The following is a 12,968-nucleotide window of genomic DNA, read 5'->3' as shown; positions in this document are numbered from 1 at the left end:
TTCTCTTTCTTTTAATAATTAATTAATAAGAGATAGTTTAACATTTATGAAAGAGTAACGCCAAAATATGATGGTTATTATCTTTGAATTATTTAGTGGATGATACCAGTAAAATCAAATAGAGCATAAATAACAAAGAAAAGAATGATTAAAAATATGGCGACTAGATGCCGTTTCTTTTTAAGTAGTAAAACTGCAGCAAATTCACGCACAATTGCATTAGGCAGAAAGTAAAGACGAGTATAGCATCCTACACCATTTGCATTTAGACCAGCTGCTTTTGCGTAAAGAGAAGCTCTAAAAATATGATAATTGTTACTAAAGAATTTTGCCTTGTAATTTTTACTGCCGAAATCTTTTGCAGCTACTTCGGCTGAAAATTTCATATTTTGGTATGTATTTTTGGAATTATCTTCTAATAAAATGTCTTTTGGTTCTATTCCACGGGCTATTGCATATTCAGTCATTGCTTGAGCCTCAGAAACTTTTTCATCCCCACCTTTACCGCCAGACATAATTAATTTGGGCATCTTCCGTCCCTTGGTAACTTGTTTTTGAGCATATTGGATAGCACGATTAATACGACTGGCTAATAATGGGGTGACTTGTTCACCGTGGGCCAATCCCGCTCCTAAAACAATTAAATAGTCCTGGTTATATTGTCTAGGAACAATTTGATAAAAGGTTAAGTTTACTAAAAAGTTATAGGCTACGAAGAGAAGGTAATCCAAAATAGCTGTTGGTGCATATAATAAAATTCTAACCCAAGAGGGTAAATTTCTAAAGGGTCCAACTAGAGCAACTAGCCAAACAACAATTATGCCAATACCAATAAATAGAGTTAATAAATTTGATAGTGTATGACTTTCACGTTTCCAGACGATGTAGGCATTCCATAGAAAAAATAGCCACGAAAAAGCTGCCAGCAAAGTAATTGTTGCAACGAATAGCACTATTAGAATTTCATATGTCAGTATGAGTGGTCTTAAACTGGTAGAAAGAATCATCACAGTCAGCCAAACACCAAATGCCAGCAAAAAAATGGTAAAAAGAATGCCGTTAAGCAATCTTCTGGGTTCTTTTAGCCAAGAAATTAAAAAAACTGCAAAGGTTGCAAGCATAATAAGTGAAAGAATTATAAACGAACGGTTTTGGTTTAATACTTCAAAAAATCTAATCATAATATCCTACCTTAAGTTCAAAGCTAAGTCTATTATAATAAAGATGAATAAAAAGTCATAGTAAATTAAAATATGATAGAATAATAAAGTTATTTCCCGGGAAATATTTGAGCTTTAATAGCGAAATCAGATCGGTTCAAGGTTAAGACAATATTTTGTGCAAAGGACTAATTAATGTTGCTTTCACTTATAGTTTGAAAAGGGTGGAATGAATGAAGAAATTTTTCTATTTTTTGGGGAATGTAATTACAATAGTAGTCTCTTTTATAATTTATAGCGTTGTGCAACAATTTTATTTTTATCCCCACAGGTTAAGTAAAGAACTACACTTAGGAAATGTTCCCTTTATAGTTCTAACTGCGATAATTACGCTAATAGCCTTATTAATAGTGCTTTATTTATATAATCTGCAGTTGCGCCATAATAACGAGCGCAATTATAATAGTAGACCACATTGGCAATTTAAGAAAATATTACTTTCCCTTTTAGGCGTAATAATGTTGATTATAGTCAGTGCAACCATACAATGGGCACTGGGCTTTAATTCGGAGCAAACTTCGACTAATCAGAATCTTTTAGATCAATTTTCTCACCAAGCAGGAAACTTTTTTCCAGTAATGGTGATATTTATAGGTCCAGTATTTGAAGAATTTATTTTTCGTGGCTATTTCTTTAACACTTTCTTTTATAAAAATAATAATTTAAATAAATGGTTAGGCATTCTTTTCAGTGGACTTATCTTCGGATATGTACATGATCCTGGATTTACGAAATATATACTGGTCTATTGGGCATTAGGTTGCGTATTAGCCTGGGTTTACACAACTACCAAGGACTTGCGTTATTCAATTATATCCCATATGCTTTTTAATGCATTAGGATTCGTATAAAAAGCCTGATAAACTACGTTGTTTAGTAAACGTTAATTTATCAGGCTTTTTCAGATTTTACTAATTTGGTTTATTTTGCAGGACTAATTCCTGTTTGCTCCGGATTTTTAGGAGTAGTTTTTGCTAAAAGAGCCAAGCTAATGGAAATCATATCAACCACTTCCTGCAAAATGGCACCCCAAAAAGCAGGGATAATGCCGGTAAATGCAATCAGTTCAATAATAACTACAATTGTAATAGCGGTTAGCACATCAATATTAGCAACTTTCATGGTATGTTTAGAAATTGCCACAGCATCATTAATTTTAGATAAATCATTTACCATGATAATTGCATCTGCACTTTCACTGGCAGCAGAAGCACCTTTGGCTCCCATAGCAATACCAACATCAGCAGCTGATAAACTAGGAGCGTCATTAATGCCGTCACCAGTCATGACTACGGGTCGCTTTTCTTGAGGTACATTTTTAATAGCGGCTATCTTCTCAGCAGGTAGCAAACCGTAGCGAATATCGTTGACACCGACAGATTGTCCAATTTTATCAGCTACATCTTTGTGGTCACCAGTTAACATCATAATGTGTGCGCCACTTTGACGTTTCAAACGTGCAATTGTCTCAGCACTTTCGGGACGAACTTGGTCTTTAAATGTAATATAACCGGCATACTTATCGTCAATTGAAATATAAACTGCTGTAGCATTAACTGTAGCAGCTTTTTCTTGGGGCTTAACATAATCTAACTTACCAACTTTAACTAGGTGTCCTTCAACAGTACCACTAATTCCTTGGCCAGTTGATTCTTTGATATTTGTTGCTGGTTTTAAAAGATTTTTATCAGCTACATTGACTAGTGAATTGGCAATAATATGGCTTGACTGTTGCTCAACGCTGGTAGCATAACTTTGCAGGATGGCTGGACTATAACTACTGTCTCTGGCAGGTACGATTTCATCAATTACCAGCTGATTTTCTGTTAAAGTACCAGTTTTATCAAAAGCAAAAGTTTTTGCAGTAGCCAGTTTTTCTAAAGTGGGACCAGACTTAACTATAATATGATGTTTAGACATGGAACTCATGCCGGATACCAGTGCAACAGGCGCTGCAATTAGCAATGGGCAAGGTGAAGCCACAACCATAACTTCTGCAAAGTTGACTGGGTTACCGGAATGAATCCAGGCAGCAATACCTATTACCAGGGAAATAATGGTAAAAGGTACAGCGTAACGGTCAGCCATTTTGACAAACTTAGCCGGTTTTGCTTGCGATGATTCAACTAGTGAAACAATTGTCTGGTATTCAGAGTCACTCGCTTTTTTAGTAACAGCCATTTCTACTGCTACGCTGCCATTAATTGAGCCGGACATTAATTCATCTCCAGCTTTTTTAGCAACCGGAACGGATTCTCCAGTTAATGATGACTGGTCAAAACTTGATTCACCATTAACTACTTTTCCGTCAACTGGAACTTGTTCACCAGGTTTAATTAACACATGATCACCAATTTTTAGTTGTTCAACGTCAACAGAAACGAGTTCATTGTTCACAATTTTGTTGGCAATAGTAGGTGAATTGCTTAAAAGAGAGCGTAACTCTTTATCTGCTTGTCCAGTGGCATAGTCCTCTAGTGTCTGACCGCCAGTCATCATGACCAAAATCATCCATTCGGCCCAAATGTCACCAATCAGTATAGTAGAAACGACTGCAATAACAGCTAAAATATCGACGCCATAGCGTCCGGATTTAAAATCACTGGCAATTTCGGCAAGTAAGGAAATAGCCATCATGATGCCCACAATGTCGATTAACACTGCTTGAATAGGAAATTGTAAGTTTCCTATTTGAAAAAGACTTTTAGTCTTCAAGCCTAATTGGCAAAAAAGCCCCACTATCCCAATTGCTAATACAAGAATAAATTTCCATTGGCGTTTAAAACTCATTAATAGCTTCCTCCCGTAAATTAAACTAATTATTATGTTTCCTATTTTAACACTAAATACTTAATTTTATTTAGAATAGGTCTAAATTAGATGCAAATTAATATAATAAAAAAAGAAAGCAATTCTGATGTGAACCCTAAAATTAGAACAAATTTGGGGATCAGATCATTTTTTGCCTTCTTTTACTTAGTGATCTTTTAGTTTAATAATCTTGTTGAACTGAGGTTCAGTTTTTACCGGCTTAGGTTTAGGCACGAATTTAGAATTTTTAATATCGGGAGTCTCATTTTCTTCCTTAGAGGGTTGAATGTGAAAAATTTTAGTCCTTCCTAAAGAATCTATTATGTCCGTAGATGACATGGTAATAAAGTTGTCATTGTCGCCATGATCATCAGTTTCAACAAAATAATGGTTAATTTTTGCAATTCCTTTTTCCGAAAAATTTTCTTCATGAGCCAGATCGAGAAGCAGGGCATGCAAACGGGTAGCGGATACTAGTTCATGTTGCAGTATTATAAAAATCCACGAAAAATTAGAATCCATTGATTTAAAACGTTTAGCAACTTTGTCTTTATAAAACGCTTCAGTAATTTTAGCGGCTTCTTCCATATCATCTGAGTTTTGTGCCAGTTCCTTTAGTTGGGACACCAGCTCAGACTTTTCTTTAAGTGAAAGCTCTTGATCGTCTGGGTAAGTCCAATTTTTTATAATTGCGCTTATCAAAAATGTCAATTGCGCAGAAATTGTTTTACTTGCCATAATAGTGCTCTTCTTTTCTGATTATTTAAGGAATATCCATCAATTCTTGTTAACTAATTCAGTAAAGCGTTATTTATTTTTATAAAGTAAAATGATTATAATTAATAAATATGTATATATCAAAAAATAAATATCAAATTAAAATCGATTTTTAACATTGTATTAACCAAATAGCTGGATTACCAAATAAAAGCACTGGTGTTTCCCTACTAATGATTATTATAGCTTAATTTGTAATAAAGTACACTAAAAAGGAATAAACAAAAATAAAATTTCAGTATATTTTATAATAGCTTATCTTTGGTAATCGGAATAACTTTATATTCTTTCTCAAAATTATGACAAATGTAATTAAAAGCTTTAATCCATTCACGTCTGGTTAACAGTCCTTGGAAAACACCATAATCATCGACCACAGGTAAAAAGGCATTGTCAACTAACAAATGAAGTTGGGTTTCCAGTGTAGTCTGCACGAAGTTTATTTTGTCGAATTTGGTTTGCATCACATCCCGCACTAATAATTTGTTTAAGGGCTCAAGTGAAATTCTATCTGTTTCCATCATTTTATCTGTAATCATTGCTAAACTTAATAGGCCGACAACGCGATTTTGCCGGTCAAGAACTGGAATTTTTGAATATTTAACCCGAGTTAAAATCATAAAAGCATGGTATAAAGGATTGTCGTCTTCAACAAAGGCGATCCGGGAAGCAGGAATAATGAATGAACCTGACTTTTCTTCCAGTAAGTGTTTTATTGTGGGTGAGAACATTAGATATAAACCTTTCATAGAGTAATAAGTAGCTAAATTTATACTATAACAAAGAAAAAAGGCCCGCAAGTTGTGCGAGCCTGTTAGTTTTCATCTACTTTGAAGGAGTAAGAATGAATGAAATAAAAAAGTGGGAGTATGTAGTAAGCTTGCTATTTGCTTACTACATTTAAAATGATATCTCTAAAATATGAAGTTAAAGTAGAAAAACTCTTATAAAAGAGTAAAGAATTTCTTTAGAACTGTTTAAGAGCATAGAAAAACTCACGTAACGCACGTGAGTCGAAAGGGATAGATATGAAAATGACCTGTAAAGTCATTTCGGTTTTTTCATTATTATACTTGGAGGAGTATGAATGAAAAACAAAAAGTTGAGTGTGATATAAGAAAAATGTATATCTTTCCTATATCACAATTATAGTATAACTAGAAAATGTGAAAAAAGTATGACGAAAATCTCAAAATGCAAATTTTGAGTAACTACAAAATTGTTTGTTGCAAAACTCCTTGTTATAATTAGTTTTACTTTATTTGAAAAATTGAAATTTTAAGGAGAAAAATGGGAAAACAAGATTATCGTAAAAAGATCGTTTTTTGGCTTCGTTTTTCAGGGTGGCTTTGCCTGCTGCCAGCATCTGGCTGGCTTTGGCTGTATCAGATGTTTAGTCAAGGTGCTTTAGGATACACGCTTTTAGGGGAACTCATTTTTACAGTCTTATTTGCTGTTTATATTTTGACAACTGCTCAAAGTGAACGCTGGCTAAAGCCAACAAACATTTTTATTTTACTACTGCTTACCGTGCTTTTTGGTTCATTTATCATTTTAGTTCCGCTTTGTTTTGCTTATAATGATTGCCGAAAGTTGAATAACGGATAATAAGGAGAAATGTTTAAATTTGGTAAAAGTTTAAGAGGATTTTTTTAGTTGCAAATCTTTAGTAGTACTATATTCGATAGTACATTTTATTAATATTGAGAAAGATATGAAATTATGGCTAAAAAAGAAAAAACGGATTCACGCGCTAAACGTATTGGTAAGTTTGTTTTGACGACAATTATCTATTGCGTCATTTTAATGGTACTGATTTATTTGTACCAATATAGTGGTTTAACATCTGTTCACTTTATCTACAATGAATTTTAAAGCTGGTACGATAATATGATTGAAAATGTAATTAAAAAAATTGATGAAGTTGCTCAAGTAGAGCCAGAACGCATAGCCTATGATTATTTGGGCAAAACCAATACTTATGGTGATTTAAAAAAGCGCTCAGATGAATGGGCTCATAAAATTGTAAGTTTAAATCTTTCACCTCAAAGCCCAGTGATGATCTGGGGCGGGCAGGATTTTGAAATGATCGCCAGTTTTCTTGGTTGTGTTAAGTCGGGACATGCTTATATTCCTATTGCCAGCTATTCAAATGCTGAAAGAATTGTTATGATTCAGGAAGTTTCTCATGCTGAAGCAATTTTAGCAATTGATGAACTGCCGAAAATTGATTTGCCACCTATTAAAGTAGTGCATCCTGCTGATGTAGAAAAGGGGGATTTTGAACCTGATCCTGCCAACTTTGTTCAAGGTGATGACAATTTTTACGTCATTTTTACTTCAGGCACAAGTGGTAAACCTAAAGGCGTGCAAATCAGTCATAATAACCTGCTCAGTTTCGTCAACTGGGAAATGACGGACTTTGACTTGCCGAAGCACCCTTCTTTTTTGTCTCAAGCACCGTATTCATTTGACCTCTCAGTCATGAGTCTTTATCCTGCTTTAGTCGGTGCAGGGAAATTGGTGGCTCTGCCGCATGAAGTTACGCAAAATTTTGCGCAATTGTTCCAGACTTTGCCTAAACTACAATTTAATGTCTGGGTCTCAACGCCGTCATTTGCCCAAATGTGTTTTTTAGATAAGACTTTTGACGAAAAGCATCATCCAAATCTGACCCACTTTATGTTTTGTGGCGAAGAGCTGCCGCATACTGAGGTGGTAATGTTAAAAAAGAAATTCCCGCAGGCACGAGTTTTTAATACTTATGGCCCGACTGAAACTACAGTTGCAGTTACTCAGGTAGAAATTACTGATGCTGTCTTAAAGAAATATGATCGTCTCCCAATTGGCAAGGTTAAAGCAGATACCAAAATTATCATTGATAAATCTAAAGGTGACCAGCCAGATGAAGGTGAAATTATTATTTCTGGACCAAGTACTTCTAAAGGTTATATGAATAATCCGGAAAAAACGGTCAAAGCTTTCTTTAAAAATCCGGGTGACCAATATATGAGCCACCGCTCAGGGGATGAAGGCTTCTTTGACCAGGATATGCTCTTTTACCGCGGCAGAATCGATTTCCAAATCAAGTTTAACGGCTATCGCATAGAATTAGAAGAAATTAACCATTATATAGGTATGAACAAGTTGGTTGATCACGGCGTAGCTGCACCAAAATATAATCAAGATCATACGGTTAAGCAAATAGTTGCCGAAATTAAACTCAAAGATGGCGTGAAAGAAAAGTATTCTGAAGCAGAAATTACTAAGATGATCAGAGCAGATTTAGCTAAAGAACTGATGCCGTACATGATTCCGCAGCGTTATGTTTACCGTGAAACATTGCCGGTCTCGCAAAATGGTAAAGTTGATATTAAGGCCGTCATTAAGGAGGTCAACGAGTAGTGAACGCTAATTTCATTAACTTGCAGCCTTATTCCAATCCGCATTATTTCGTCTATTTGATGATTGGCTTAATACCCATCATCATTGGACTGTATTGGGGCCACCGCTTGAAAATCTATGAGGTTGTGTTCTCACTAGTTTTCTTGTTTCTCATTTTTGATGGTGAAAAGTGGCAGCAGGGCGTTAATTTAATCATCTATATTTTGTTTCAGTTGCTGGTCACTTATGGCTATCTTTATTATCGCCGCCGCAAGAACAGTCCAAATAGAACCTGGGTTTTCTACTTTGCTGTAATTTTGGCAATTGTGCCTTTGGTTTTGGTTAAAGTACAGACTGCTTTTCCGCAAGCAAAAATTCCAGGAGTGCTGGCTTTTTTGGGGATATCTTATCTGACCTTTAAGACAGTTCAGGTCGTGATGGAAGTCCGCGATGGCGCTATTAAAGAACTTAACTTGGGGACCTATCTTCGTTTTCTTTTATTCTTTCCAACTATTTCTTCGGGACCGATCGATCGTTACCGCAGATTTGCTAAAGAATGCGACACGGTGCCAAAGCGTGAACAGTATCTAAACGATTTAGAGCTGGCAACACGTTATCTGTTTCAAGGCTTCTTATATAAATTTGTTCTTGGCTGGTTCTTTGGCACCTATTGGCTGCCCCGAATTACCCGAGCTGCTTTAATTACAGGTACAGCTGTGGGCGGGTTGAAACTTTCCTGGTGGGTAGTAGCTTATATGTACTGCTACAGCATGTATTTATTCTTTGACTTTGCGGGCTATTCTTTATTTGCCGTGTCAATTTCCTACTTTATGGGTATTCACACCCCAATGAACTTTAACAAGCCGTTTATTTCGCAAAACATCAAAGAATTCTGGAACCGCTGGCACATGACCCTGTCTTTCTGGTTCCGGGACTACATCTACATGCGTTTTACCTTCTTTGCAATGAAGAAAAAGCTGTTCAAGAACCCAGTCAGGCTGTCACAGGCTGCTTACCTGCTCTTATTTTTAGTGATGGGCTTCTGGCATGGACTAACCTGGTATTATATTGTTTATGGCTTGTTCCATGCTTTTGCCATCATTATCAATGATTGCTGGCTGCGGTTTAAAAAGAAGCACAAAGATAAATTGCCATCGAACAAATATACGAAATGGCTGGCAATTTTTGTAACTTTTAATGTAGTGTGTTTTAGTTTCCTGATTTTTTCAGGTTTTCTCAGTCAGTTATGGTTTGGCTGGCAATAGTCAATGATTTTATTTAAGGAGTTTTAACATGGATACCAAAAAAGAAGTTTTAGCAATTTTACAAGATTTAACTGGTGAGGATTTAACAGACAAAATGGATGAGAATATTTTTGCTAATGGTCTAATGGATTCAATGGCCAGTGTCCAAATGCTGTTAAATTTGCAAGAAAAGTTCCAGATAGATGTACCCGTTTCTGAATTTGACAGAAATGAATGGGATACGCCCAATAAAATTGTGGCAAAGGTGGAAAATTTAGAAAATGAGTAACAAACGCCGACTGTGGCATATTTTTGGCCCGGTTCTTTGCGCATTTGTCTTGCTACTGGCTATCTTTTTAATGCCGTGGGAGCGGACTTTTTCTAAGGATGCCATTTATCAAGCGGCTAATTCGCAAACTAATACTATTTTTAAGGGCTCTTTAATGAAACAGGATGCGTTTAAGGATGGTTATGTGCCTTTTTATGGGTCAAGTGAATTGTCAAGGCTTGATCCATTGCATCCCAGTGTAATTGCGCAAAAATATCACCGCAATTACCGGCCATTTTTATTAGGCGGAGCGGGCAGCCAATCCTTAGCACATTTTTTGGAAATGCAGGGGACTGCTAAACAGCTTAAGGGTAAAAAAGCCGTAGTCATTGTTTCACCACAGTGGTTTACTAAAAAGGGTCAAAATCCGGATGCCTTCGCGCTGTACTATTCACCGCTGCAGGCCTGTAATTTTCTCTTAGGAATAAAAAAAGACACGGTGACTAACCGCTATGCGGCTAAACGTTTCTTGCAGATGCCGGAAGTGAAGGGCGTTATCAAACTGGGTATGAAAAGAATTGCCCGAGGGCAAAAATTAACTGGGTTTCAGCGCTTTTACTTAGAAAATCAGCGGCGCATGCTTAACAATGAAGATAAATTCTTCAGCACTTTCCAATTGCGCGATCGCATTAAAAAGATCAATAAGCAAGCAAAGTTATTGCCCAATACCTATTCAATAAAGGCTTTAGATAAAGTAGCAAGTGAGCAGGCAGCTATAAACACCAATTCTAATAATTTTGGTATTAACAATCGTTTCTTCAAAAAACGATTGAATAAACGTTTATTAGCCAAATTAAAAGATAGTCAACGTCATTTTAATTACACTAAATCGGTAGAATACAGCGATTTTGAATTAATGTTGCACCAGTTTGCCAAGCAGCATACCAATGTACTGTTCATTATCCCGCCGATTAATGAAAAATGGTCTAATTACACGGGCTTATCACAAACAATGTACCAGAAGGCTGTTTCTAAGATTAAGTACCAACTGGCTAGTCAAGGTTTTGATAACGTTACTGATTTATCCAAGCGTGGTGGTGAACAGTATTTCATGGAAGATACTATTCACCTGGGCTGGCGCGGCTGGGTAGCTGTTGACAAGGCAGTAAAGCCATTCATGGCGCAAAGTGATCTGCCACGCAATTATAATATACATAACTATTTTTATAGTAAAAAGTGGCAGAAGAAGCCATACCAGGTTAGTTTAACAGATGAAAATCCAGTAAATGGCAGTTCAAAAGAATCTTTAAAAGAAAAATAGTGCGCCAGCAAGTTGATGCCCTGGGAATTAAGGGCTCAATCCTAGTCATTAAAAATGGCAAAATAATGCTTAACTATGCTTTAGGCAATAATACTGACACTAGTTATTTAATCAATTCTGTACAGAAATCTATGACGGCTGCAATCATTATGCGGCTCGTGCAGGAAGGCAAGTTAAGCCTGCAGGATAAATTGAGTAAATTTTATCCGCAAATTTCTGGGGCACAAAAAGTCAAAATTAAAAATCTGTTAGCTATGACAGCAGGCCTTGATCTTAAACCAGGAGCAAAATTGGGCAGAAAGCATTTTGTCTCTGACTCTGATAATATTCAACATGATGCTGCTAAAACTATTTTTGAACCTAGTTTATTAAATAAGTGGCACTATAGTTCACTAAATTATGTGTACTTATGCGGCATTATGAGTAAAGTAACTGGACAAAGCTACGAGCAGTTATTCCGTGATACCTATATCAAGCCTTTAAAGCTGAAACAAACAGAATTTTTATGGTCAAAGCCAGGTAAAATTATTTCCAGTCATTTAGTACCTGGAATGATTTACCGCAAAGGTCGCTATGACGTGGTTAAGCATAAGGTTGCGTTAAGGGGGGCTCGTAATGAATTAGGAGCTGGCTCAATAGTGATGTCCAATCATGACCTAGCAAAAGTAATGCGATACCTGCTTTCTGGCAGTTTGTTAACCCAAAAGAGTCGTAAATTACTATACCAGTCTGGGCCTCCGGCTTATTATAATGGCGGTTTTTATAATAATATAAAATTAAAAACTAAAACGGCTAATGGTGCAGGAGAGGGTTATTATACTTTCATGCGCAGCACTAATGATGCCAAAACGATAGTGATAATACAATCTAATAAAACACGTGAAGGTGAATTTAACCAGTTGAAAAGTCAAATTAATCAAATCATGCTCGAACTGCTTGGCCGTAAGGCTGACAGTGCAAATATAGTTGGTTGAAACTTGTTTTTTGGTTAATTGCATGCTAAAATTCTGTTGTGTCACCATAGGGAAGTAGTCATTTTCTCCGGTAGCGAAAATGTAAAATTTCTATAATGTGGTCAGTAATGGTGGCACAAACACTGTGTGAGCTTAGTTCCGATGTTGGTGGAACTAGGCTTTTTTAGTGTTTTCATTGCTATCTGCCATTGCTAGGGGGTAAAATATATTTAATATATACTAGATAAGGAGATAAGTTATGAACAGAGCGGAACTAAAACTAGAAGCCAAAAATCAACTGCGTCATAACTGGGGCTGGGCAGTTATTATTGGTATAGTAATGACCTTGTTTGTCGGTTTCTTTTTTGCTAGGCCAGCAATAAACAATTCACTTAAGATTGCAAATAATGTAAATGATGTCATGGGAACCGGCTCAATTGATTCACTGTTTAAACCTGCATTTTGGGCAGGTCAATTAGGTCCTGATACTGGTTTAACTTTTATTGGCAGCTTTTTTATGTTGAGTATGGTGGTTACTTTCTTACATTTTGCTCGTGGAGAAAGGTTAGGCTTTTTTAAAGGTATTTTTTCTGTTTTTACTGATGGTCGGTTTGTACCGGAATTTCTGAATTATCTTTGTGAGTATATTTTTCAATTTCTGTGGTCTTTATTATTAGTTATCCCTGGCTTAATTAAGTCTTATTCTTATGCCATGACGCCCTATATTGTTAATGACTTGGTAGCAAGTGGGCAAGAGGTACATGCAACAACAGCAATTACGCTAAGCCGTCAGTTAATGAATGGGCATAAATGGGAATTATTTGTATTAAATTTAAGTTTTATTGGTTGGTATCTTTTGAGTGTACTAACTTTTGGCATTGGTTATATTTGGCTAGTTCCATACGAACAGACCACCAAAGCCAATTTTTACCGCAGATTAGCTGGCGATCGCTATTTAAGAAATTAAATTGATAATAAACTAAAAGAGCA

13 protein-coding genes are annotated in these 12,968 nt (G+C 36.0%); 9 read left to right on the top strand and 4 right to left on the bottom strand.

Going from position 1 to position 12,968, the window contains the following annotated elements; genetic code table 11:
- Window positions 1-92: 92 nt before the first annotated feature.
- Window positions 93-1,184, bottom strand: a complete 1,092-nt coding sequence (locus tag H3U49_RS06600; RefSeq protein ID WP_370466811.1) for a YdcF family protein — start codon at window positions 1,182-1,184, stop codon at window positions 93-95.
- Window positions 1,185-1,393: 209 nt separating this feature from the next.
- On the opposite strand from H3U49_RS06600, the gene H3U49_RS06595 reads away from it, so the two are divergent.
- Entirely contained in the window at window positions 1,394-2,071 is a 678-nt protein-coding gene (locus tag H3U49_RS06595; protein WP_198180667.1) for a CPBP family intramembrane glutamic endopeptidase, read from the top strand.
- 70 nt (window positions 2,072-2,141) lie between these two features.
- Here the strand turns inward: H3U49_RS06595 and H3U49_RS06590 are convergent, their stop codons facing one another.
- From H3U49_RS06590 to cbpB, 3 genes are all read right to left on the bottom strand, one after another.
- Entirely contained in the window at window positions 2,142-4,010 is a 1,869-nt protein-coding gene (locus tag H3U49_RS06590) for a heavy metal translocating P-type ATPase (protein ID WP_198180666.1), read from the bottom strand.
- 186 nt (window positions 4,011-4,196) lie between these two features.
- On the bottom strand, window positions 4,197-4,769 hold the full coding sequence (locus tag H3U49_RS06585; protein ID WP_198180665.1) for a hypothetical protein: 573 nt from the start codon (window positions 4,767-4,769) through the stop codon (window positions 4,197-4,199).
- A gap of 284 nt (window positions 4,770-5,053) precedes the next feature.
- Complete coding sequence (cbpB, locus tag H3U49_RS06580; protein WP_198180664.1) at window positions 5,054-5,539, bottom strand: cyclic-di-AMP-binding protein CbpB; 486 nt, start codon at window positions 5,537-5,539, stop codon at window positions 5,054-5,056.
- A 559-nt stretch (window positions 5,540-6,098) separates the two neighbouring features.
- Between cbpB and H3U49_RS06575 the strand changes: the two genes are divergently transcribed.
- The 8 genes from H3U49_RS06575 to H3U49_RS06540 all read left to right on the top strand — a co-directional run bounded on the left by H3U49_RS06575 (window position 6,099) and on the right by H3U49_RS06540 (window position 12,945).
- On the top strand, window positions 6,099-6,416 hold the full coding sequence (locus H3U49_RS06575; protein ID WP_198180663.1) for a hypothetical protein: 318 nt from the start codon (window positions 6,099-6,101) through the stop codon (window positions 6,414-6,416).
- A 114-nt stretch (window positions 6,417-6,530) separates the two neighbouring features.
- On the top strand, window positions 6,531-6,683 hold the full coding sequence (locus tag H3U49_RS06570) for a teichoic acid D-Ala incorporation-associated protein DltX (protein WP_198180662.1): 153 nt from the start codon (window positions 6,531-6,533) through the stop codon (window positions 6,681-6,683).
- A gap of 15 nt (window positions 6,684-6,698) precedes the next feature.
- Window positions 6,699-8,213, top strand: a complete 1,515-nt coding sequence (gene dltA / locus H3U49_RS06565; protein ID WP_198180661.1) for a D-alanine--poly(phosphoribitol) ligase subunit DltA — start codon at window positions 6,699-6,701, stop codon at window positions 8,211-8,213.
- The gene (dltB, locus tag H3U49_RS06560; protein WP_198180660.1) at window positions 8,213-9,457 is read left to right on the top strand and encodes a D-alanyl-lipoteichoic acid biosynthesis protein DltB; all 1,245 of its coding nucleotides are present in this window, start codon (window positions 8,213-8,215) and stop codon (window positions 9,455-9,457) included. The genes dltA and dltB overlap by 1 nt, the downstream gene beginning before the upstream one ends.
- A gap of 28 nt (window positions 9,458-9,485) precedes the next feature.
- Window positions 9,486-9,725 carry a D-alanine--poly(phosphoribitol) ligase subunit DltC gene (gene dltC, locus H3U49_RS06555; protein ID WP_198180659.1) on the top strand — a complete coding sequence of 80 codons (240 nt, stop codon included), beginning with the start codon at window positions 9,486-9,488 and terminating at the stop codon, window positions 9,723-9,725.
- Window positions 9,718-11,025: a D-alanyl-lipoteichoic acid biosynthesis protein DltD gene (gene dltD, locus H3U49_RS06550; protein ID WP_198180658.1), complete on the top strand. Its 1,308-nt coding sequence runs from the start codon at window positions 9,718-9,720 to the stop codon at window positions 11,023-11,025. The genes dltC and dltD overlap by 8 nt, the downstream gene beginning before the upstream one ends.
- Entirely contained in the window at window positions 11,025-11,999 is a 975-nt protein-coding gene (locus tag H3U49_RS06545) for a serine hydrolase domain-containing protein (protein ID WP_198180657.1), read from the top strand. The genes dltD and H3U49_RS06545 overlap by 1 nt, the downstream gene beginning before the upstream one ends.
- A 238-nt stretch (window positions 12,000-12,237) precedes the next feature.
- Window positions 12,238-12,945, top strand: a complete 708-nt coding sequence (locus H3U49_RS06540) for a DUF975 family protein (protein ID WP_198180656.1) — start codon at window positions 12,238-12,240, stop codon at window positions 12,943-12,945.
- Window positions 12,946-12,968 lie beyond the last annotated feature (23 nt).

This window comes from Lactobacillus sp. W8174 (genome assembly GCF_016100975.1).
Lineage (GTDB): Bacteria > Bacillota > Bacilli > Lactobacillales > Lactobacillaceae > Lactobacillus > Lactobacillus juensis.
The sequence above is the reverse complement of the archived record's forward strand: the minus strand, read 5'-3'. Positions and strand labels throughout refer to the sequence as shown.